The organism is Intrasporangium sp. (genome assembly GCF_032907665.1).
Taxonomy (GTDB): Bacteria; Actinomycetota; Actinomycetes; order Actinomycetales; family Dermatophilaceae; genus Intrasporangium.
On sequence record NZ_JAJJPG010000057.1, the window covers coordinates 1 to 22467 of the forward strand.

Annotated in this window: 19 protein-coding genes; 9 read left to right on the plus strand and 10 right to left on the minus strand. The window is 70.9% G+C overall.

What is annotated here, in order from left to right; genetic code table 11:
• Positions 1-47: 47 nt before the first annotated feature.
• Genes glgB through LOY02_RS10195 form a run of 3 tightly spaced genes read left to right on the plus strand, consistent with a single transcriptional unit; the run spans position 48 to position 4581 of the window.
• Complete coding sequence (glgB, locus tag LOY02_RS10185; RefSeq protein ID WP_410505939.1) at positions 48-2354, plus strand: 1,4-alpha-glucan branching protein GlgB; 2307 nt, start codon at positions 48-50, stop codon at positions 2352-2354.
• Positions 2351-4024, plus strand: a complete 1674-nt coding sequence (gene pgm, locus LOY02_RS10190; protein WP_317182245.1) for a phosphoglucomutase (alpha-D-glucose-1,6-bisphosphate-dependent) — start codon at positions 2351-2353, stop codon at positions 4022-4024. The genes glgB and pgm overlap by 4 nt, the downstream gene beginning before the upstream one ends.
• Positions 4021-4581: a hypothetical protein gene (locus LOY02_RS10195; RefSeq protein WP_317182246.1), complete on the plus strand. Its 561-nt coding sequence runs from the start codon at positions 4021-4023 to the stop codon at positions 4579-4581. Before pgm ends, LOY02_RS10195 begins: the two co-directional genes overlap by 4 nt.
• A 49-nt stretch (positions 4582-4630) precedes the next feature.
• Here LOY02_RS10195 and LOY02_RS10200 read toward each other — a convergent pair whose 3' ends face one another.
• From LOY02_RS10200 to LOY02_RS10225, 6 genes are all read right to left on the minus strand, one after another.
• Entirely contained in the window at positions 4631-5602 is a 972-nt protein-coding gene (locus LOY02_RS10200) for a tetratricopeptide repeat protein (RefSeq protein WP_317182247.1), read from the minus strand.
• A gap of 14 nt (positions 5603-5616) precedes the next feature.
• Positions 5617-6696 carry a hypothetical protein gene (locus LOY02_RS10205; protein ID WP_317182248.1) on the minus strand — a complete coding sequence of 360 codons (1080 nt, stop codon included), beginning with the start codon at positions 6694-6696 and terminating at the stop codon, positions 5617-5619.
• 117 nt (positions 6697-6813) lie between these two features.
• Complete coding sequence (locus tag LOY02_RS10210) at positions 6814-7134, minus strand: thiamine-binding protein (RefSeq protein ID WP_317182249.1); 321 nt, start codon at positions 7132-7134, stop codon at positions 6814-6816.
• 164 nt (positions 7135-7298) lie between these two features.
• Positions 7299-8267 (minus strand): methylmalonyl Co-A mutase-associated GTPase MeaB, encoded by a 969-nt coding sequence (meaB, locus tag LOY02_RS10215; RefSeq protein ID WP_317182250.1) that lies wholly within the window; start codon positions 8265-8267, stop codon positions 7299-7301.
• A gap of 32 nt (positions 8268-8299) precedes the next feature.
• The gene (locus tag LOY02_RS10220; RefSeq protein WP_317182251.1) at positions 8300-9502 is read right to left on the minus strand and encodes an acetyl-CoA C-acetyltransferase; all 1203 of its coding nucleotides are present in this window, start codon (positions 9500-9502) and stop codon (positions 8300-8302) included.
• Between the two features lie 268 nt (positions 9503-9770).
• Positions 9771-10808 carry a Fic family protein gene (locus LOY02_RS10225; protein ID WP_317182252.1) on the minus strand — a complete coding sequence of 346 codons (1038 nt, stop codon included), beginning with the start codon at positions 10806-10808 and terminating at the stop codon, positions 9771-9773.
• Positions 10809-11092: 284 nt separating this feature from the next.
• On the opposite strand from LOY02_RS10225, the gene mce reads away from it, so the two are divergent.
• Positions 11093-11533, plus strand: a complete 441-nt coding sequence (gene mce / locus LOY02_RS10230; RefSeq protein WP_317182253.1) for a methylmalonyl-CoA epimerase — start codon at positions 11093-11095, stop codon at positions 11531-11533.
• A gap of 46 nt (positions 11534-11579) precedes the next feature.
• On the opposite strand, the gene LOY02_RS10235 is transcribed toward mce, so the two are convergent.
• Positions 11580-12761: a glycoside hydrolase family 15 gene (locus tag LOY02_RS10235; protein WP_317182254.1), complete on the minus strand. Its 1182-nt coding sequence runs from the start codon at positions 12759-12761 to the stop codon at positions 11580-11582.
• 151 nt (positions 12762-12912) lie between these two features.
• Here LOY02_RS10235 and LOY02_RS10240 point away from each other — a divergent pair, with 151 nt between their 5' ends.
• From LOY02_RS10240 to LOY02_RS10260, 5 genes are all read left to right on the plus strand, one after another.
• Positions 12913-13536 (plus strand): PadR family transcriptional regulator, encoded by a 624-nt coding sequence (locus LOY02_RS10240; protein ID WP_317182255.1) that lies wholly within the window; start codon positions 12913-12915, stop codon positions 13534-13536.
• Positions 13536-14261 carry an ABC transporter ATP-binding protein gene (locus LOY02_RS10245; RefSeq protein ID WP_317182262.1) on the plus strand — a complete coding sequence of 242 codons (726 nt, stop codon included), beginning with the start codon at positions 13536-13538 and terminating at the stop codon, positions 14259-14261. Before LOY02_RS10240 ends, LOY02_RS10245 begins: the two co-directional genes overlap by 1 nt.
• 148 nt (positions 14262-14409) lie before the next feature.
• Positions 14410-17196: an FtsX-like permease family protein gene (locus LOY02_RS10250; protein ID WP_317182256.1), complete on the plus strand. Its 2787-nt coding sequence runs from the start codon at positions 14410-14412 to the stop codon at positions 17194-17196.
• A 422-nt stretch (positions 17197-17618) separates the two neighbouring features.
• Positions 17619-18956, plus strand: coding sequence for a crotonyl-CoA carboxylase/reductase (gene ccrA, locus LOY02_RS10255; RefSeq protein WP_317182257.1), 1338 nt, complete (start codon positions 17619-17621; stop codon positions 18954-18956).
• A 76-nt stretch (positions 18957-19032) separates the two neighbouring features.
• Entirely contained in the window at positions 19033-20424 is a 1392-nt protein-coding gene (locus tag LOY02_RS10260) for an AI-2E family transporter (protein ID WP_317182258.1), read from the plus strand.
• 99 nt (positions 20425-20523) lie between these two features.
• Here the strand turns inward: LOY02_RS10260 and LOY02_RS10265 are convergent, their stop codons facing one another.
• The 3 genes from LOY02_RS10265 to LOY02_RS10275 all read right to left on the minus strand — a co-directional run.
• Positions 20524-20961 (minus strand): GNAT family N-acetyltransferase, encoded by a 438-nt coding sequence (locus tag LOY02_RS10265; RefSeq protein ID WP_317182259.1) that lies wholly within the window; start codon positions 20959-20961, stop codon positions 20524-20526.
• A 29-nt stretch (positions 20962-20990) separates the two neighbouring features.
• Positions 20991-21299, minus strand: a complete 309-nt coding sequence (locus tag LOY02_RS10270) for a hypothetical protein (protein ID WP_317182260.1) — start codon at positions 21297-21299, stop codon at positions 20991-20993.
• A gap of 85 nt (positions 21300-21384) precedes the next feature.
• A partial coding sequence (locus tag LOY02_RS10275; RefSeq protein ID WP_317182261.1) for a 3-hydroxybutyryl-CoA dehydrogenase occupies positions 21385-22467 on the minus strand: 1083 nt, incomplete at its 5' end.

The following is a 22467-nucleotide window of genomic DNA, read 5'->3' on the forward strand; positions in this document are numbered from 1 at the left end:
CTCCACCGCCCGCTCCACCCTCCCCCGCGCCGCCCACCCGATCACCCGTGCCCAGCCTCGACGACGCCGCGATCGACGCCTTCCTCCAGGGACGCAACGGCCAGCCGCACGACCTGCTCGGCCACCACCTCGGCCCCGGCGGACTGACCATCACGTGCTACCGCCCGCTCGCGACGTCGGTCCGGGCACGCCTCGGCTCCGGCGAGCACGTCGAGCTGCAGCACGTGCGAGACGGCATCTGGTCGATGACCTCGCCGGACTTCAGCACCACCCACGACTACCGCCTGCTGGTGGCCTACGGCGACGGGGTCGAGCACGAGCAGGACGACCCCTACCGCTTCGCCCCCACCCTCGGCGAGATCGACCGGCACCTCATCAACGAGGGTCGCCACGAGCAGCTGTGGACCGTGCTCGGAGCCCACCTGCGCCACTACGAGGGGCCCCTCGGCGACGTCCAGGGTGCGTCGTTCGCCCTCTGGGCGCCGCGGGCCAGGGCCGTGCACGTCATCGGCGACTTCAACGGCTGGGACCGGCGCTCCCACCCGATGCGCGCCCTCGGCGAGACCGGCATCTGGGAGCTGTTCCTGCCGGGCGCACGCGAGGGGATGAACTACCAGTTCGCGGTCCGCGGCGCCGATGACATCGTCCGGCTCAAGAGCGACCCCATGGCGCGGATGACCGAGGTGGCCCCGAAGCAGGCCGCCATCGTCACCCAGTCGCACTACACCTGGCGTGACGACGCGTGGATGGATCAGCGTCGGAACGTAGACGCCCACACGGGACCGATGAGCGTCTACGAGGTCCACATCGGCTCGTGGCGCCAGGGCCTCGGCTACCGGGGCCTGGCCGAGCACCTCGTCAACTACGTCCGGGACGCCGGCTTCACCCACGTCGAGTTCCTCCCGGTCATGGAGCACCCCTACGTCCCGTCGTGGGGCTACCATGTCACCGGCTACTACGCCCCGAGCTCCCGCTGGGGCACGCCCGACGACTTCCGCCATCTCGTCGACCAGCTGCACCAGGCCGGGATCGGGGTCATCCTCGACTGGGTTCCGGGACACTTCGCCACGGACGACTGGGCGCTCGCCCGGTTCGACGGGCAGCCCCTCTACGAGCACCCGGACAAGCGTCTCGGCTGGCACCCGGAGTGGGGTTCCAACATCTTCGACTACGGCCGACCCGAGGTGCGCAACTTCCTCGTCGCCAACGCGATCTACTGGCTCGAGGAGTTCCACGTCGACGGTCTGCGCGTCGACGGCGTCGCCTCGATGCTCTACCTCGACTACGCCCGCAACGCCGGTGAGTGGGTGCCCAACCGGGAGGGCGGGCGGGAGAACCTCGAGGCCGTCGACCTCATCAAGGAGATCAACGCGACAGCCTACAAGCGTGTCGGTGGCATCGTCACCATCGCGGAGGAGTCGACGTCGTGGCCCGGTGTCACGAAGCCGACGAACGAGGGGGGCCTCGGCTTCGGCTTCAAATGGAACATGGGGTGGATGAACGACTCCCTGAGCTACCTCGCCCAGGACCCGATCTATCGCAGCCACCACCACGGCAAGCTGACCTTCGCGCTGATGTACGCCTTCACCGAGAACTACGTCCTCCCGATCAGCCACGACGAGGTGGTCCACGGCAAGGGCTCGCTGCTGCGCAAGTCCCGGGGCACCCGCGAGGAGCAGGTCGCGACGCTGCGGGCCTTCCTCGCCTACCTGTGGGGTCACCCCGGCAAGCAGCTGCTCTTCATGGGCTGTGAGTTCGGCCAGGAGTCCGAGTGGTCGGAGGGCCGCAGCCTCGACTGGTGGCTGCTCGAGCAGCCGCTCCACTACCGCATCCACAACCTCGTCAAGGACCTCAACGGGATCTACCGGGCCAACCCCGCCCTGTGGGAGCTCGACAGCAGCCCCGCCGGCTTCCAGTGGCTGGAGGCGGACGACGCCGCCCACAACACCTTCGCGTGGCTGCGCTTCGGAACGGGGGACCATGCCCGCGACGCAACTGTCGTCGCCTGCGTGGTCAACTTCAGCGGAGAGACCCAGGACGGCTACCGGGTCGGCCTGCCTCGCGGCGGACGGTGGCGCGTCGTGCTCGACACGGCGGGCTACCACCCCGGCGCACCGAGCAGCACGGGTGTCGTCGTCGAGGCGCATCCCGAGTCCTGGCAGGGCCAGCCCTTCTCCGCGTCGATCACGGTCCCGCGGCTCTCCGGGGTGTGGCTCATCCCGGATCCGGGATCGGACGAGCGGGCGCAGGGCGGCAGCCACCCGGCCGACGCCGGGGACACCGTCGCCCCGGCAGCCGCCCCGCCCGACGCTGCGCCCGGACCCCCGACATCGACCCGAAGGACCACTCCATGACGCACGCCCGCGCCGGACAGCCCGCCCAGGCGGACGACCTCGTCGACCTCGATGCCCTCGTCAGCGCGTACTACGACCGTCACCCCGACCCGGACGACCCCGACGAGCAGGTCGCCTTCGGCACGTCGGGCCACCGGGGCTCGAGCCTGCGCACGGCCTTCAACGAGGACCACATCCTCGCCACGACCCAGGCCATCTGCGACTACCGGTCCGCGCAGGGCTACGACGGTCCGCTCTTCATCGGCCGGGACACGCACGGCCTGTCCGAGCCGGCGTGGCGCACTGCGCTCGAGGTGCTCGTCGCGAACGGCGTGCACGTCCTCGTCGACGACCGCGACGGCTACACGCCGACGCCGGCGATCTCCCACGCGATCCTCCGTGCCAACCGATCCCGTGCCTCCGGTGCCTCCAGTGCCTCCGGCGCCTCCGGGGCCGGCGGTCCCGCCGACGGGATCGTCGTCACGCCGTCCCACAACCCGCCGTCCGACGGCGGCTTCAAGTACAACCCGCCCCATGGCGGTCCCGCCGACACGGACGCGACGTCGGCCATCGCGGAGCGCGCGAACGAGCTGATCCGCGGGGGCCTCAAGGACGTCCAGCGGGTCCCCTACGAGCGCGCGCGAGCCAGCGCAGCGGCATACGACTTCATGGGGACCTACGTCGACGACCTGCCCAACGTCGTCGACCTCGCCCGGATCCGGGAGGCCGGCGTGCGCATCGGGGCCGACCCACTCGGCGGCGCCTCCGTGGCGTACTGGGGCGAGATCGCAGAGCGCCACGGTATCGACCTCACCGTGGTCAACCCCACGGTCGACCCGCGATGGTCGTTCATGACCCTCGACTGGGACGGCAAGATCCGCATGGACTGCTCGTCACCGTCGGCGATGGCCTCGCTCATCGCCAACAAGGACCGCTACGACATCTCGACCGGCAACGACGCCGACAGCGACCGCCACGGCATCGTCACACCGGATGGCGGCCTGATGAATCCCAACCACTTCCTCGCGGTGGCGATCCAGTACCTCTTCGGGGGATCGCGACCCGGCTGGGGCGCGGAGGCGGCGGTGGGCAAGACGGTCGTGTCGTCGTCGATGATCGACCGAGTCGCTGCGGAACTCGGCAAGACCCTCCTCGAGGTACCCGTCGGCTTCAAGTGGTTCGTGCCCGGCCTGCTCGACGGTTCCGTCGGCTTCGGAGGCGAGGAGTCGGCCGGGGCGAGCTTCCTCCGGTTCGACGGCACCGTGTGGTCGACCGACAAGGACGGCATCATCCTGGCCCTGCTCGCCTCCGAGATCCTCGCCGCGACCGGCAGGACTCCCAGCCAGCACTACGCCGACCTGGCGGAACGCCACGGGGCACCCGCCTATGCCCGCATCGACGCCCCGGCGGACCGTGAGCAGAAGGCCAAGCTGTCCGCCCTGTCAGCCGCGGACGTGTCAGCGGACTCCCTTGCGGGAGAGCCGATCACCGCCAAGCTGACCGAGGCGCCGGGCAACGGAGCGAAGCTCGGTGGTCTCAAGGTCGTCACGGACAGCGCGTGGTTCGCGGCCCGGCCGTCGGGGACCGAGGACGTCTACAAGATCTACGCCGAGTCCTTCCGCGGCGCCGAACACCTCGCGCAGGTGCAGGCAGAGGCAAAGGACGTCGTCGACGCCGCGCTGCGCGGATGAGCGACGAGTCGCCGCGCCGCGGCCGGCTCTTCCTCGTCACCGCCCCGTCGGAGGACGGAGCGGCTGCAGTCGCGCTCGGGCTCGGGCGCCTGCTGCCGCGGGCCTTCGTCATCGCGGGGTCGCAGGTCGAGTCCATGGTCGTCAGCGGTGGCGCCCCCGATCAGGGAGCCGGGCTGGAAGCCGTGAGACAGCGGCTGCTCCGGTGGTCGGCCTGCCTCGCGGCCGCGGAGACCTACCAGCTCGAGGGGTTCGACGCCGTCGTGCATGACGTCGTGGTGGGCGAGCACCTCGAGGACTTCCTCGACCTCGCCGCTCCCGAAACGGTTCACCTCGTCGTGCTCGACGAGCCTCAAGGCTCGCCCACGCCCCGTTGGGGGCTGTGGCTGGAGCCCGGCTCCGCGCCGGACCACCAGCTCGCTCAGGCGGCCCTCGAGCGACTCGACGAGGCGGCCGTCCTGACGGCCGAACCAGCCGAACCAGCCGAACCGGCCGGACCAGCCGAACCAGCCGAACCGGCCGGACCAGCCGAACCGGCCGAGGGCTCACACTCGGGGTGACCGGCCGATCCCCCGACCCCGCTCGCGCCACGACCGGACGACGAGGGCCTCAGAAGAGGGCGCTCATCAGCGACTTGCGCGCCTTGACCACCCGCTCGTCCGTGGTGCCGACGATGTCGAAGAGCTCGACGAGATGCTCGCGTGCCTTGTTGCGATCGGCGTCGCTCGTCACCCGCACGGTGTCGATGAGCCGCAGGAAGGCGTCCTCGACATGTCCCCCGAGCAGGTCGAGGTCTGCGACGAGGATCTGGGCATCGACGTCGGCGGGTGCCGTCGCCGCTGCCGCACGAGCAGCGGCGACGTCCGCGCCAGCCGTGCGCTGGAGCAGGCCGACCTGGGCGAGGCCGAGCTTCGCCTCGGTGTCGGCCGGATTCTGTGCGAGGGCCTCGCGGTAGGCATCGGCCGCCGTGTCGAGCTCGCCCGCCTCGATGGCGTCGAACGCCTTCTGGTGCAGCGGCGGCAATGGCGCGGTTGCCTCGGCGGCCTCGCCGTCGTCGGCGACCTCGCCGGCAGGGGCCTCGGGCTGGGCTGCCACGGTCCCGGTGACGCCGTTCTGGGCGGCGAGGGCGAGCACCTGGTCGATGACGGCGGCGAGCTGGGCCTCCGGCTGCGCGCCCTCGAAGAGCGGAACCGGCTGCCCCTGGATCAGCGCGAAGCTCACCGGGACGGCCTGGACCTGGAAGGCCTGAAGGGTCGCCGGGTTGACGTCGACGTCGACCGTCACGAGCTGGAAGCGGCCGCCGTAGCGTTGCGCCACCTGCTTCGCGGTGGTGACGTAGCTCGCCGACTCGGTGAGCCGGGACGACCAGAGGACGAGCACCACCGGGTGGCGCGCGCTCGCCGCGATGATGTCACGAAGCGTCGAGTCCGAACCCTCGACGACGACGCCGGCAGCGTCCGCGGAGGTGGTGGAGGCGGCCCCCGCGGCGGAGGCGGGGCCAGCCTGCGGGGCCGGACGCTTGAGTGAGGAGAGGTCTACGGCACCGCGCAACGCTGCTGCGGTAAAGGGCTGCTGACTCATGGATCAATCCTGCCTCACCGGCCCCTGCCGGCGACGAGCTGGTCGGATGCCGCCACGACTCGGGCAGCTCCGGAGGTCGGGATGACGAAGGCGATGATCTCGTTGGACGTCAGGCTCGCCTCCGTGGTGATGCGCTTGACGCCCGTGAGAATCGTGAAGTCCTTGGAGGGAGTGAGCTTGGTCGCCTCACGCAGGGCGATGTTGTCCGTTCGGACGATGTGGCCGAAGACGATCGCGCCCGCGCCGTCCTTGAGCCGGAGGCCGCCGATGACGTCCTTCGGCTCGTGGATCTGGCTGAACGCTCCGCTGGCGGAGATGGCCTTGTCCTGCGCCTTGGCGGACTGACGCAGCTGGGCCGACAGCGGGTCCTCGACGAGCTGGGAGGTCTCGGAGGGGTCGGGGAAGCGCACCGAGTCGGCAAAGGCCTGCATGACGTCCTCGGGAGTCATGGCGAGTCCTTCCCCGGACCCGATGGCCGGGGAGCCGGTCGACGTCGGGTCGAGGGCATCGACGCGCGCCTCCGCGAGCATGGGGGTCAGGGCCGCGACCTTGAAGCCCGTGCCGGTCGAGCCGCCGGACGTACCGGGCGTGCCGGGCGTGCCGGTGGAGCCGGTCGAGCCGGTCGAGCCGGTCGAGCCACCAGGCGTGCCGGCCGTGCCGGAGTCCTCGACGAGGAGCGCGAGGACGGCAGCATTCGACTTCTCGAGCGCCGTCTCGACGAGCAGCTGTTTCGGCTCGTCGCCGAGGCGCGACACGCCGATGACCTCCGCGCCGGTGGCGGCGAGCTGCATGTCGGCCTTCTGCTCGGCGGTCTTGCCCGGCAGCGTCTTGGCCCATGCGTGCGCCGACTCGAGTGCCGGCCCGGTGAACGCGGCCTCCCGGGCTGCTTCACCCGTGGGCGTGGTGTCGGCCAGGGCAGCGACGGCTGCCGCGAGAGTCGCGTCCGCAGTCGAGATGGCCGCGGTCGCGGCCACGGCCGGCGTCGGGCCCGAGGCCTCCGCACCGTCGTCGACGTTCCCGGTGCAGGCGCTCAACACCGCCACGCTGGCGAGCGCGGCGACGAGAGCACGTCGGCGGGTGACGGGACGGGACATACGGGGGCCTTTCAGTCATGCGTGACGATCGCACGGCGGACACGATCGAGCGGCCGGGGGACGACCGCCCTCCACCATACGCAGAGCCTGCCGGGGCTCACCAAATCCGGGGCCGCGCTACGCGGTGGTGCCGGCGGTGCGCTCGATGGCCGCCTCGAGCCGCTCCAGCTTGCCGTCGAGCTCCCCGCTGAAACCGGGTCGGATATCGGCCTTGAGGACCAGGCCCACACGCGGCGAGGCCTCGGCGATGACGTCACAGCAGCGCTTGACGACGGACATGCACTCGTCCCACTCCCCCTCGATCGTGGTGAACATCGCGTCGGTGCGGTGGGGCAGTCCCGACTCCCGGACCACGGTGATGGCGCGGGCGACGGCGTCACTGACCGACCCGGTGTCGTCGGCGGCAACGGCGGGGGCGACGGAGAAGGCGATCAACATGCCCCACACCGTATGCCGCTGAGGTCCTCCCTGCCCACGCCGGGGTTGCGCTCCTGCCGCTCTCACGACGTCGAGTGGCCCCGAACGCCCAGGGGATTCCAGCGGAACGCGGGGATTCGGGGCCACTCGACCGGAGGCCTGGCCCCCCGGGGAAGGGCGGACCCTCAGATGTCGATCTGCGTCAGGAGCGTGTCAGCAGCCGTGTAGGGGTCGGTCTGGCCGTCGACGACGCGGGCAGCGAGGGTGTCGAGGCCCTCATGTCCGCCGATGTGCCCGAACCGCGCACGGAGAGAGGCGAGCGCGATGGACTCGATCTCGTCCGCGGCCCGACGCTCGCGCCTGCGGCGCAGGTCCCCGTTGGCCTCGATGTGGGCCCAGTGCTTGTCGAGCGCCTCCATGACCTCGTCGACGCCGGCCTTCTGCGCGGCGATGGTCTTGACGACAGGCGGTCGCCAGAGCCCGGGTTCGGTGCGGTCGCCCAGCGAGATCATGTGCCGCAGGTCGCGCACCGTGGCATCGGCGCCTTCCCGGTCGGCCTTGTTGACGACGAAGACGTCGCCGATCTCGAGAATGCCGGCCTTCGCAGCCTGCACGCCGTCACCCATGCCGGGGGCGAGCAGGACGACGGAGGTGTCGGCCAGACCGGCGATCTCGACCTCGGACTGCCCGACGCCGACAGTCTCGACGAGGATCACCTCGCAGCCGGCGGCATCGAGGACGCGGATGGCCTGAGGCGTGGTCCACGAGAGGCCCCCGAGGTGGCCGCGTGAGGCCATGGACCGGATGTAGACCTCCGGGTCGAGGGCGTGGTCCTGCATGCGGATCCGGTCGCCGAGCAGAGCCCCGCCCGAGAACGGCGATGACGGGTCCACGGCCAGGACGCCGACGCGCAACCCACGCTCCCGGAAGGCCCCGACGAGCATCGTCGTCGAGGTGGACTTTCCGACACCGGGCGAGCCGGTGAGGCCGATGACCCAGGCCCCGCCGGTGTGTGGCGCGAGGGCCGCCATGACCTCGCGCAGGGCAGGATGGCCGTCCTCGACGAGCGAGATGAGGCGCGCGACCGCGCGCGGTGAGCCCGCCCTGGCCGCGTCGACCAGGGCGGGCACGTCAACCGTGCGTCGTGACGTCACTGGGGCAGCAGGCACCGTGGGCGACGCCGCGGTCAGGCCGACTTCGGGACGCGCACGATGAGCGCGTCACCCTGGCCGCCACCGCCGCAGAGCGCCGCCGCGCCGACGCCGCCACCGCGCCGCTGGAGCTCGAGCGCGAGGTGCAGCGCGATCCGAGCGCCGGACATCCCGATCGGGTGCCCGAGGGCGATGGCACCACCGTTGACGTTGACCTTCTCGAGGTCGATGCCGAGCTCCTTGGCGGAGGCGAGGCCGACGGCGGCGAAGGCCTCGTTGATCTCGATGAGGTCGAGGTCGGCGGGGGTGATGCCCTCCTTCTCGCAGGCCTTGGCGATGGCCCGTGCCGGCTGCTGCTGGAGTGTCGAGTCCGGTCCGGCGACGACGCCGTGCGCACCGATCTCGGCGACCCAGGTCAAGCCCAGCTCCTCGGCCTTGGCCTTGCTCATGACGACGACGGCTGCAGCGCCGTCGGAGATCTGCGATGCGGAGCCGGCCGTGATCGTCCCGTCCTTCGCGAACGCCGGACGCAGGCCCGCGAGGGAGGCCGCCGTCGTGTCGGCGCGGATGCCCTCGTCGGTCTTGAACTCGATCGGGTCGCCCTTGCGCTGGGGGATGGACACGGAGACGACCTCGTCGTCGAAGATGCCGTCCTTCCAGCCCTTGGCTGCCAGCTGGTGCGACCGGGCGGAGAACTCGTCCTGCTCCTCACGCGTGAAGGCCTGGTCGCCGACGTTGGCCTGCTCGGTGAGGGCACCCATGGCCTGGTCGGTGAAGGCGTCCCACAGGCCGTCGTAGGCCATGTGGTCCCGCATGGTCACGTCGCCGTACTTGTAGCCCTCGCGGGACTTCGTCATCAGGTGCGGGGCGTTGGTCATCGACTCCTGGCCACCGGCGACGACGACCTCGAACTCGCCCGCACGGATCAGCTGGTCGGCCATCGCGATGGCGTTGATGCCCGACAGGCAGACCTTGTTGATGGTCAGCGCGGGCACCGTCATGGGGATGCCGGCCTTCTGCGCGGCCTGGCGGGCAGGGATCTGTCCGGCGCCGGCTTGGAGGACCTGGCCCATGATGACGTACTCGACCTGCTCGGGCTGGACGCCCGCCTTCTCGAGTGCGCCCTTGATGGCCATGCCACCGAGGTCGGCGCCGGAGAAGTCCTTGAGCGATCCCAGCAGCCGGCCCATCGGCGTGCGGGCTCCGGCGACGATCACGGACACGGGACGGTCAGTCATGGCAATGCCTCTCCAACGTCATTGGGGATGTCTGGTCCACTCTAGACGCGACGCCTGAGAAGGCTCCTGCCGCATGACCAACCGCACACGCCGGTCGTATGCCGCTGGGCCGGCTCCCGCTCCCGGCCCTCAAGCTGCCCTCCGCCCCCCGACCTCCCCTCCCGCTGCAACACGCCCGGCAGTGCGCAACTCACCGTGAAATATCCGGCGTGCGATGCGAGGTGCCGGGCGTGTTGCTGTGTCGAGGCAGGGGTCGACGGGGCAGGGGTCAACGGGCGCGGCGACCCACGTCCCGCGCGTAGGCGTCCAGGACCCCGAGGACGTCGGGGGCCCGCCACAGGGTTCGGCGGCTCTTGTGGTGCGACGCCGGAACCAGCACCCCCGCATCCACGAGCACCTTGAGGTGCCGATGGACGTTGGTCTCGGCGACCCCGAGATGCCGGGCGGCGGTCTTCGCGTCGACGACCGGCTTGGCGATGAGCAGGTCGGCCAGGTGCCAGACGGCGGAGTCACTGCGGGCCCGGACCCGTTCACGCCAGTCGTTGCGCACCACGGCGAGCCGGGCGCGCATCGTCCGTCCGTGCTGGACGGCTCGGAGCCCGGCGATCGCGAAGGCGCTGACGATCGGGGCGATGTCGCCGTCCCGATACGCGTCTAGGGCCTCGACGTATTGCTCCCGGTCGTGCAGGAGCCCACCCGAGAGCGGGACGGTGACGTGACGGGTGACACCCTTGGCTCTGAGGAGGGCGTGGACGAGGGCCCGGCCGGTGCGACCGTTGCCGTCGGCGAAGGGGTGGATCGTCTCGAACTGCGCGTGCGCGACGGCGGCCTGGGCAAGGACGGGCAGGTCGTCGCGGCCGCAGAACTCGACGAGATCGTCGATGGCTTCGGGGATACGTGAGTGGTGCGGGGGCACGAAGTCGGCGGTGAGGGGCGTGCTGCCTCCCGGCCCGATCCAGACGGCATCGGTGCGCCAGCCGACGAGATGAGGCGCCGACCCTCGCAGCAGCGCCTCCTGCATGCCCAGAATGGCAGCTGCGTCGAGCCGGTCGGCGAGCTCGACGGCGGCCACCATCGCCTCCGCGTTGGCGGCGATGACGGCAGCGTTGCCGCGACCTGCCTGAGTGACCTCGGCCTCGGCCACCGCCCGCGCGGACGCGGTGAGATGCTCGATCTGCGACGAGGACGCCGACTCGCTGCGCAGGAGGATGGCATCGAGGCTCGCGAGCTCCCCCGTGGTCTCGGCGTCGAAGGCCCGGATCTCAGCGACGGCCTCCTCCGCCTGCGCGACCACGCGTGCACTCACGTCGACATCGCGCCCCGCGATCCTGGCCGGGATCGCGGCTCGATAGCTCCGCCCGACAGCCGAGCGCTCTGCACGCGTCACCCCGACGAGTGACGGCGGCGGATCCCAGACGTGCTCCTCCCACGAGACAGCCGGCCAGCGCATCTCACCTCCGGATGTGAGAGTCGGTTCTGCTCAGGTTATCACTTAGCTCGATATCTGATAATGGCATGCGGATCGGGACGTGGTGAAGGGCACGCACGTGCGGGTGGCAACCCAGCGGCATACGGCCCTACCTTGGGCCCATGACCGCACTCGCAGGCCCGCTCTTCACTCACATCGACCACGTCGGCATCGCCGTGCCCGACCTCGACGAGGCGATCGACTTCTACCGCGAGAAGTACGGCATGGCGCTCCTCCACGAGGAGACCAACGAGGAGCAGGGCGTCCGCGAGGCGATGATGGGGGTCGGCGACTCCGGCTCGGCGATCCAGCTGCTCGCGCCACTCTCCCCCGAGTCGACCATCGCGAAGTTCCTCGACCGCAGCGGGCCGGGGATGCAGCAGCTCGCCTACCGGGTCACCGACATCGACGCGGTCTGCGACACGTTGCGCGAGCGTGGGCTGCGGCTGCTCTATGACGTGCCGAAGCGCGGCACGAGCAACAGCAGGGTGAACTTCATCCACCCCAAGGACGCCGGAGGGGTGCTCGTCGAGCTCGTCGAACCGGCCGGGGAAGGACACTGATCGCCGCTGACCGCCACTGAAACGCCACGGACGGCCCGCGCCGCCCTCACCCGGCGGCGAGCTCGGCCTCGATGAGGACGAGCAGGGCAGCGGTCCAGGCGAGCGGCGCCGGGCCGGCCGGACTGCCGTCGGGCAGCACCTTCTCGGGCAGGCTCCCCCAGTCCGTTGCCTGCTGGACGAGCCAGTCCCGCCAGCGGGTGGCCGTGGCCAGGTCGCCCGATGCGGCCGCCGTGTAGGCGACCAGCGCGGTCTCGGGCGTCCACGACACGCCGTCCGACCTCCAGGCCACCCCGGGCGCCAGGCCGCCCGCCGGCCGGGTGGCCTCGGCGGCGTAGGCCTGCACCGCGGCGAGCACCTCCGGGTCCACCGTGTCGGCGAACGGCGGGAGCAGCATCGCTGCGCCGGCATCGTGACCACCGCGGTCACCGTGTCGCTCGTAGCCCGGGCCGAAGTGCTCACGGATGACGGTCCTCAGCGCCGCGGCGGCCCTGCCTGATCGCTGGGCTCGCCCCGAATCCCCCTCTGCGGCAAAGCTCCTGGCAGAAGCCTCGAGACCGGCCGCCAGCGGAGCAACCGTGCCCAGAGTGACCCGGGCCTCGCGCACCTCCCAGTAGTCCGGGGACGCTGGTGGAAGCCGTCTCCCATCGGAGGTGAGCTCGAGAATGCGGTCGGTGGCGCGGTCCCGCAGCCGACGCAGGTCGGCGGGCACGGGCTGCTGCACCTCGGCGCGGACGGCGTCGATCGCCCAGAGGAGCCACCCCCCGCCGTCCGTCTGCCGGGGGCGGTCATCAGGCGGGCCGGAGCCGTCGAGGGCGTAACGCGCCTCGAAGCCACCGTCGGCGAGCTGGGCACCGACGAAGAAGCTGAGGGTCCGCCACGCGTCGTCCGGGTGACCGCTCACGGCGTGGGCGACCGCGACGAAGGCGTTGTCCCGTGGCCAGGCGTGAGCCCACGGACCGGAGGGGCCTGCCGCGACCGCGCCGGTGGGCTGCGTGAGGGCACGCAGGTCGAGCAGGGCCTGGGCCGCCACGTCGTGGTGAACCGGCTCGCCGGGCAGCCGGCCGCGCTGCGCCTTCTGGTCGTGCGGGACGTCCTCGGCTCGCCCTGAGGCGCGCCAGTCGGCGCCGTTCTGCAGGGTGGGCAGCGGCTCGGCCCGACCGGCGCCGAGCTGAACTGCCGCCGTCACGACGACGGCTCCCAGGGAGCCGAGCAGCAGATGACGGCGCATGGGCCCCTTTCGTGTCGGCGGCCAGTCTCGCACGACAGCTGACACCAGGCCGCCGGTTCGTCCGACTCCCGCAGCGTCCTTGACGTGGCAGGAATACTCGGTATAGGTTCCGGCTCGTTGCAGCACATACCCGGTATGCAGGGAGTCTCGGATGTCAGTCAGGCAAGGGCTCATGGCCCTCCTCGCCCAGGAGCCGATGTACGGCGCTCGGCTTCGCACCGAGTTCGAGGCCCGCACCGGCGGCACGTGGCCGCTCAATGTCGGACAGGTCTACACGACCCTGGCCCGCCTCGAGCGGGACGGCCTCGTCGTCGCTTCAGGGGGCGACGACGAGGGCCGCATCGAGTACGCCCTCACCGACGCGGGCCGGGCCGAGACCTCCCGATGGTGGCTGACGCCCGTGACCCGCGAGGCGTCGCCTCGCGACGAGCTCGTCATCAAGCTGGCGCTGGCCGTCACCCTGCCGGGGGTCGACGTCGCAGCGGTCGTCCAGGCCCAGCGCACGGCGACCCTCAGGCACCTGCGGGACCTCACCCGGCTCAAGGCACGCTCCGAGGAGCCCGCCGATGGGCGAGACCTCGCGTGGTCCCTCGTCCTGGAGAACCACCTCTTCGCCGCCGAGGCGGAGGCGCGCTGGCTCGACCACATCGAGACGGCGTTGGCTCGCCACCGAGACCGTATGCCGCTGGGCTCGCCACCGCCGTCACCGGACCGAGACGACGTGGCTGAGTCGAGAACCGTTGCTGCTCACGGTGAGTCGAAGGGGAACCGGTGATGGGGACGCCGATGCTCGTCATCGAGGACGCGACCCGGGTGCACGGCTCCGGCGAGACCGAGGTGCGGGCCCTCGACGGGGTCAGCCTCACGGTGGCGACGGGTGAGCTCGTCGCGGTGATGGGACCGTCGGGGTCGGGCAAGTCGACACTGCTCAACCTTGCCGGGGGCCTCGACCGGGCGACGTCCGGCTCCGTGCGGGTGGCCGGCACCGAGCTGGGGTCGCTCCGCCCGCATGAGCTCGCCAAGCTCCGCCGCCGGAAGGTCGGGTTTGTCTTCCAGGACCTCAACCTCGTCCCCTCGCTCACCGCGGCGGAGAACATCGGCCTCCCCCTGGAGCTCGACGGCGACTCGGTGCGACGCTCGCGGCGCAATGCCCTGGACGCCCTCGACCAGCTCGGCCTTCGCGAGCTCGCCGACCGCTACCCCGACCAGATGTCGGGCGGCCAGCAGCAGCGGGTGGCGATCGCCCGGGCGCTCGTCGGGTCACGCCGCCTCGTGCTCGCGGACGAGCCCACGGGCGCACTGGACTCGACGACCGGCGAGGGTGTGCTTCGGGTCCTGCGGTCCCGGGTCGATGCGGGCGCGGCAGGCCTGCTCGTGACACACGAGGCCAGGCACGCGGCCTGGGCCGATCGCGTGGTCTTCCTCCGCGACGGGCGGATCGTCGACACGACCGGATCCCCGGCCGAGCCCGACGTGCTGCTCGACGGCGCGGCCCGCTGAGCGGGGGCAGACGATGGCGACGCCAGGGCTTGAGGCACCCGCGGCCGAGGCCGTGCCCGCGGGGGACGAGGAGGGATTCCGGCCGGGTGGCCGGTGGGCTCGGTGGTGGGTGTCATGGCGCGTCGCGGTTCGGATGGCTCGACGTGACGTGCGACGGCACAAGGGTCGCAGCGCTCTCATCGCGCTCATGGTGGCCCTGCCGGTACTGGCTCTGGTCGGCGGTGCCGTCGTCTACGCGACGAACGACCTCGACCCGAAGGAGCGGCTCCCCCTCGCCCTGGGAGGAGCTCAGGCGTCCCTCTTCCACTTCCCGGGGGCTTCCGTCGCCGTCCAGGATGCCAACCTCGAGGGTACGGGGTTCGAGCAGACGCCGGCGAAACCGATCCCTGGGTTCGCGCCCGGTTCGGAGGTGGCCGCCCTGTCGGCACTGACCGGGGGCCGCGTCACCGCCGTGACCAACGCGAGTGCCGTGGTCTCGCTCGAGTCCAAGGCGCACCGGGTCGACTACCTCGGCATCGACGGCTCGGACTGGCCTGCCGGCGCGGAGCGGGTCCGGCTGCTGGCTGGCCGGTGGCCGACATCTTCCGACGAGGTCCTCGTCACCGAGACCGGGATCCACCAGGGCCTGCCATCGTCCGGGACGATGCGGCTGCGGATCGACGATGGGGACAACGAGGCCCGTGACGTGACCGTGGTCGGGACTGGGTCGGGGTTCGTGCAGCAGCACGGCCACGTCGCCACGGCGGAGATCATCGGCATGCCGATCGAAGTCACCGTCTTCAATGGCCCCGGCCCCGAGTACCTGCTCGACCGACCGGAGCCCGTGCTGGCCGACGAGGTCAAGCGGCTCAACGAGCACGGCATCCTCGTCCTCAGCCGCGCCGTGGTGATGGATCCGAGCAGCCCCGGCGGCTTCTCCGACGGCATGATGGCGGACAACTCGAGCGTGACACAGCGCAAGGACGTCCAGTTCGCGGGCGTCGCTGCGCTCGCCGGCGTGGGACTGCTTCTGCTCACGAGCCTGCTCGCCGGGCCTGCCTTCGCGGTCAGCGCCGCACGGCAACGGCGCACCCTGGCCTTGGCAGCGAGCAACGGCGCGGACCACAAGCAGCTGCGACGAACCGTGCTCGGGCAGGCGCTCGTGCTCGGGGTCGGAGCAACGGTCGTGGCGCTGGCAGTCGGACTCGCCGTTGCCTGGGCCGTCGTGACCTGGTTGCGGACCACCCGGCCCACCGAGTTCTTCGGTCCGTTCGACATCCCGTGGCTCGCAGTCCTGGTCGTCGTGGTGGCAGCCGTGGTCAGCAGCGTCGTCTCTGCGCTCCTGCCCGCGAGGGGACTGGCACGACTGGACATCGTGGCTGTGCTGCGCGGCCAGAACGTGTCACCACGACTGCGCCGACGCGTTCCGGCGGCCGGCCTGTTCATCGCTGCTGCAGGAGCGGTTGCCATCCTGTGGGCTGCGACCGTGAACAGCCCCAACACCATGGCGGCCGGATCCGTCGCGCTCGTCATCGGGACGCTGCTCATCGTCCCGCTGCTGCTCGTCTGGCTCGCCCGGCTCACCGGCCGGGCGCCCGTTGCGGTGCGGATGGCGACTCGGGACGCGGCACGGCAACGCGGCCGGGCGACGCCCACAGTGGCGGCGATTCTCGCTGGTGCCGCTGCTCTGTCGACGCTCCTCGTCGTGCTGGCCAGCGCCACCGCCCTCGACGCTCGCTTCTACGTTCCCCGGACTCCGGCTGGAACGGGACTGGTGTACGCCCAGCACTCACCCGACCAAGTGCTGCAGGTGATCCGGGGCGCCGCGCCGGGCGTCACCGCCTCACCGATGTGGCGCGCCTCGACGTTCGAGCAACGGCCCTCAGTCGGCCAGGGAGAGGTCCACATCGACGCGGTCCGGCCGGGCTGCGAACCTGGTGACGCCATCATGGGTCAAGAGGTGTCGGTCGGAACAGACGGGAAGGCCACTCCCCCGACGACGACCTGCGCGACGCTCAAGGCGATGCCGTACGGCCCATACTCGACCATCGCTGTCGCTGACGCGGAGATCCTGGCCGAGCGCCTCGTCCTGAGCACGGCGCAGATCAGGATGCTGGAGTCCGGCGGGCTCGTCGTCGCCGACGGCAAGGGTGTGCCCGAGAAGGTCATCCCGATGGATGATGGCTGGACGTCGCATCCAGCTCACGCCCAGGTAGACATCGTCGATGGCAGGGTTGGCTTCATTCGCTATGTCGTTACCTGGGGCAACAACGGGCCGGAGGTCGGCGAGATCTCTGCCTTTGCCTCAGCGCCGGCCCTCTCGGCTCCGCGCGCCTCGTTCGCTGCGGCATTCCCGGACCGGGACATCGGGGGCGTCATGACCCCGGAGACCGCCCGCCGCCTCGGCTTCCCGCTCGAGTTCTCCGGCATCGCCCTCGACTCCCCGGGCGGCGTGACGGTGGCGGACGAGGACGCCATTCGCGCGGCCCTGGACAGCGCCGCGCCGGACAGCGACGTCTACGTGGAGCGGGGCTTCCGGCCCGACACCGCCATCGTCTTCACCATCGCCGTCGGGATCGTCGGCTTCATCATCCTCGTCGCGACGCTCATCGCCACGGCACTGTCGCAGGTCGAGGGCCAGGCCATGTCCGGCACACTGGCGGCGGTCGGCGCCACCCGCCTGACCCGGCGGGGTCTTGCAGCGGCACAGGCCGGACTCTTCGCCCTGCTCGGGATGGCACTCGGGGTTCTCGTCGGGTTGGTCCCCGGCGTCGCAGTGGCCTGGTCGAGCACGGTGACGAACTGGCAGGCCCGGGAGAACGGCCTCACCGACCCCACGATCGTCGTGCCGTGGCTCCAGCTTCTCAGCCCCGTGGTTGTCGTCCCGCTCGTCGCGGCGGCCATCGCCTGGCTCTCGATCCGCCGCCACCCCACGGTGACCCGCCGACTCACGTGACCCCGGTCGCCACAAACTCGAGTGGCCCCGTTCTCCCCACCCCGCTCGAGTGGCCCCGTTCTCCCCACCCCCGCTCGAGTGGCCCCGTTCTCCCCACGTTCGTGCTGTGGACACGAGGGCCACTCGAGCGAGTTGGAGTGGGCGCGAGGGCACTCGAGTGAGTTGGAGCGGGGCGCGAGGGGCCACTCGTGTGGTGAGGGGGCTTCGGGAGGCTGGGACCCGACGGGCGTGCGGGAGCGAGCTCAGCGGCATACGGCCTGACCGTCCGTGTCCCAACCCACCACGATCTCGCCGTCTCCGCGTGGTCCGCCACGCTCGTGACTGACGTCACCTGTGGTGGGAATCTCAGATGAGTGCAAGCCTGATGACACATGGTTACGTTCGGGTAGCAGCCCATGACGCCAGCGACCAAAGGACCTCACATGCAGGCCATCCGCGACGCCATCCTCTCCGGTGACCGGAGCGAAGAGACGTTCTCGACCATCGCCATCCCCGAGAGCTACCGGGGAGCCACTGTCCACAAGGACGAGATCGGGATGTTCGAGGGTCTCGCCACCAAGGACAAGGACCCGCGCAAGTCTCTCCACATCGACGAGGTGCCGGTGCCCGAGCTCGCGCCCGGCGAGGCCCTCGTGGCCGTGATGGCGAGCGCCATCAACTACAACACGGTGTGGACCTCGATCTTCGAGCCGGTGCCGACCTTCGGCTTCCTCGAGCGCTACGGGCGCACCTCGGTCTATGCCCAGCGCCACGACCTGCCCTACCACGTCGTCGGCTCCGACCTCTCCGGCGTCATCCTGCGCACCGGTCCGGGCGTCTCCAAGTGGAAGCCCGGTGAGGAGGTCGTCGCGCACTGTCTCTCCGTCGAGCTCGAGGACGCCGACGGCCACAACGACACGATGCTCGACCCGCAGCAGCGGATCTGGGGCTTCGAGACGAACTTCGGCGGTCTGGCCGAGCTCGCCATCGTCAAGGCCAACCAGCTCATGCACAAGCCTGACCACCTCACCTGGGAGGAGGCCGCCTCCCCGGGGCTCGTCAACTCGACCGCCTACCGCCAGCTCATCTCGAAGAACGGCGCGGCGATGAAGCTCGGTGACCGGGTCCTCATCTGGGGCGCCTCGGGTGGACTCGGCTCCTACGCCACCCAGATGGCGCTGGCCGGCGGCGCGACCCCGATCTGTGTGGTGTCCTCCCCCGAGAAGGCCGAGATCTGCCGGGCCATGGGAGCCGACCTCATCATCGACCGCTCCGCCGAGGGGTACAAGTTCTGGAAGGACGAGCAGACCCAGGACCCCAAGGAGTGGCAGCGACTCGGCAAGCGGATCCGCGAGCTGACCGGCGGCTACGACGTCGACATCGTCTTCGAGCACCCCGGCCGGGAGACCTTCGGGGCGAGCGTCTACGTCGCGCGCAAGGGCGGCACCATCGTCACCTGCGCCTCGACGTCGGGCTACATGCACGAGTACGACAACCGCTACCTGTGGATGAACCTCAAGCGGATCGTGTCGTCGCACTTCGCCAACTACCGCGAGGCATGGGAGGCGAACGAGCTGATCAACCGAGGCCTCATCCACCCCACCCTGTCCCAGACCTACCGTCTCGAGGACGTGGGGCAGGCAGCGCTCGACGTCCACCGCAACGCCCACCAGGGCAAGGTCGGCGTCCTCACCCTGTCGCCGGAGGAGGGCCTCGGCGTGACCAACGCCGGCAAGCGAGCCCGGTTCGCCGCGGAGATCAACCGCTTCCGCGGGGAGTGACGAGTCGGGTCGGTCCGCATCGGGACACGCCCCCTCCGACCGCCGTCACGCCGGGTGCCTCGCGTAGGCTCCCGGCGTGACCTTCTGGCGGCGGTGGACGCGGTATCGGCGCGCTCAGCGTGACCGCCTGGCCGGGCTGCGCGCGCAGCAGCGCGGGGTCGAGCCGGCCGGGTCTCCCGGTTCCGGCACGACCGCCGGCTCCGGATTCCCCGTCGGCCAGACCGACGCAGAGGAGAGCCGCGCACCGGACGTTCCCAGCGAGCCGACGCAGCCGGACCTGCTCGGCACGACCCTGCCGATCGGGGAGTCCGGGCCGGGGGAGCCGGGACACGCCCATGCGTCCATGCACGAGTCGGGCGATCGCCCCGGCCGTGGGTTCGGTGGGTTCGGCAACGGCCGGGGCCGCGACTTCGGCAGGGCGGGGACCCCGTTCAACCGCCAGTCACCCTTCTACGTCGGTTTCGTCGGCGCCATCGGCGTCCTGACGGCCTACGCCGTCGTCCAGGCGATCGGCAGGCTCGACACGACGATCACCCTGCTCGTCGTCTCGCTCTTCCTCACCCTCGCCCTCAACCCGCTCGTCGAGGGGCTCACCCGCCAGCGGATGCGGCGGGGCTTCGCCGTGACCATCGTGTTCCTCGGCCTGCTGGCCGTCTTCACCCTCCTCGGCATGGTCGTCGTCCCGCCGGTGGCGACCCAGGGCACCGAGCTGGCGGAGAACGCGCCCCGCATGCTGGACGACCTCCTGCGCAACCCCTGGGTCCAGGACCTCGACCACCGCTACCAGGTGATCCAGCGGATCCAGGAGGAGATCAACAAGCGGATCGCCGACGGCAACCTCTGGGCGGGGATCTTCGGGGGCGTCCTCGATGCGGGCCGGATCATCGCCTCTGGTGTCTTCAGCGTCCTGACCGTGCTCGTCCTCACGCTCTACTTCCTCGCCTCGCTGCCGTCGGTCAAGCAGGCCGCCTACGCGCTCGTGCCCGCCAGCCGTCGTCCCCGCTTCATCTCGCTCGCGGAGGAGATCATGCGCCGGGTGGGCTCCTACGCCATCGGGCAGGTAGCCGTGGCCGCGACCAACGCGTTCTTCGCCTGGATCATGATGAGCCTGCTCGACCTCCAGTTCGCGGCGGTCCTGGCGGTGGCGGTCGGACTGCTCGGCCTCATCCCGATGATCGGCGCGACCCTCGGCGCCTCCGTCGTCGCGCTCGTCGCCTTCTTCGACGAGCCGCAGAAGGCGCTCATCGTCATCATCTACTTCATCGTCTACCAGCAGCTCGAGAACTACGCCGTGATGCCGCGGATCATGCAGCAGACAGTCGCCGTGCCCGGCGCGCTCACCGTCGTCGCCGCCCTCGCCGGAGGCACCTTGCTCGGCATCCTCGGCGCTCTGCTCGCGATCCCCTTCGCCGCCGGGGCGCTGCTCATCTACGAGGAGGTCCTCGTCCCCCGACAGCGCCAGCACTGACTTCCCGCAGAAGCCGATGCAGCCGTATGCCGCTGTGCCGGCTCCCGCGCCATCCGTGGCCCCAGCAGGTGCCCCGGGACCGAGGCCGGCCCGACACGGTCAGACGAGGCGGAGCTCGACGTAGCCGACGTCGTCGCCGTCGAGCACGTAGCGGTCGACCTCGACGAAGCCGCGGGACAGGGCGAAGTGCAGGCCGTCCGTGTTGCTCTCGAGGACGACCGTCATGATCACCTCGGCTCCGAGGTCCCGGGCTGCGGCGAGCTCGCGCTCGTAGAACTGCGAGCCGATGCCCTGCCTGCGGTGCGGGGGCAGGACCCGGACGATGACCGTCGCGGTGCGCGCGTCGGCGAGCGGCGGCCGCACGGTGGAGCAGCCGACGAGGACGTCGCCGACCCACGCGACCTGGAGCCGGTTGCGGCCCATGCGCTCGCGCACCTCGTCGGTCGACAAGGGCGAGACCGGGATGATCTCGTTGTGCACGCGGCGCCAGGCCTCGAGGGTCGACTCGGTCACCGTTTCGAAGCGGACGCCGATCACGGGCCCCAGCCTAGACAACGCGTCGGTCGTCAGCGGTAGGCATTTCCCGAGGGCCGGGCATCACGGCGCTGCCAGCAGCCGGTGTGCCAGTGCCGTCGGTCGTCCAGACCGCCCACCCCCTCGGCCGGCCAGACGACGACGTGGGGCAAGCCCGGCGCGATGTCCTGCTGGCAGCCCGGGCACAGGTAGGCACGTGTGGCCGATGCGCCGCTGACGGCGCGCACGGTCCACCGTGCCCCGCGATAGGAGTCCTCCCGGGTCGCTCCGCCCTGGAGCCGGACGACGTCGAGCGGCACGTGCTGGCGCGCGTGCTTGCTCGGGCGGCGTTTCGGGGACACGTCCACCATTCTCGCCGATGAGAACCGGGCACGCGCACGGGTCGCCTCCCGCGCGCGAGCGGGCCCAGCGGCATACGGCCCGGTGTCAGGCGTACGTGCGGAACCCACGTCCCGTCTTGCGGCCGAGGTAGCCCGCCGTGACGAGGTGCTCGAGCAGGGGGGCCGGGGCGTACCCCCGCTCCCGGAACTCGAGGTAGAGCTCGCGCTCGATCGCGAGGGAGACGTCGAGGCCGACGACGTCGAGCAGCTCGAACGGCCCCATCGGCAGGGAGCAGCCCGTCTTCATCGCGGTGTCGATGTCGTCAGCGGTCGAGTAGTTGGCCTCGAGCATCTTCACCGCGTCGTTGAGGTACGGGAAGAGCAGCGCGTTGACGATGAACCCGGCCCGGTCGCCACAGGTGACCGGGTGCTTGCCGATCTTCCGGCACAGGTCCTGCACCGTCGCGACGACGTCGTCCGCCGTCGAGACCGTGTGCACGACCTCGACGAGCTTCATCACCTGGGCGGGGTTGAAGAAGTGCATGCCGACGACGTCCTGCGGGCGCTTCGTCGCGGAGCCGCAGTCGATGACCGGCAGGGACGAGGTGGTCGTCGCGAGAATCGCACCCGGCTTGCAGATCTCGTCGAGGTTCTCGAAGAGGACCTTCTTCACCTCGAGGTCCTCGACGACCGCCTCGACGACGATGTCGACGTCGCTGAGGTCGTCGAGACGGGTCGTGCCGGTGATCCTCGCGAGCGCCGCGTCGCGGTCCTCCTCGGTCGCCTTGCCGCGCTGCACCGCCTTCTCGAGGCTCTTGGTGATCGCTGCGCGGACGGCCTTGACCTTGGAGTCGGCGCGCGCGACGTAGGTGACGTCGTAGCCGGCCTTGGCGAACACCTCGATGATGCCGGTCGCCATGGTGCCCGAGCCGACGACACCGACCTTCGAGATCGGCCGCAGCGGGATGTCGTGCTCGCCGTTGGGCTTGGGCGTCTGCGCGTCGTCGACGACCTGGGAGCTGCCGGGTGCCGCATAGGTGTAGAAGCCCCGCCCGGTCTTGCGGCCCTTGAGGCCGGCGCTCACCATCTGCTTGATGATCGGGCTCGGTGCGTGCAGCCGGTCGCGACCCTGCCTGTACATCGTGTCGAGGATCTCGTAGGCGGTGTCGAGGCCGATGAGGTCCATGAG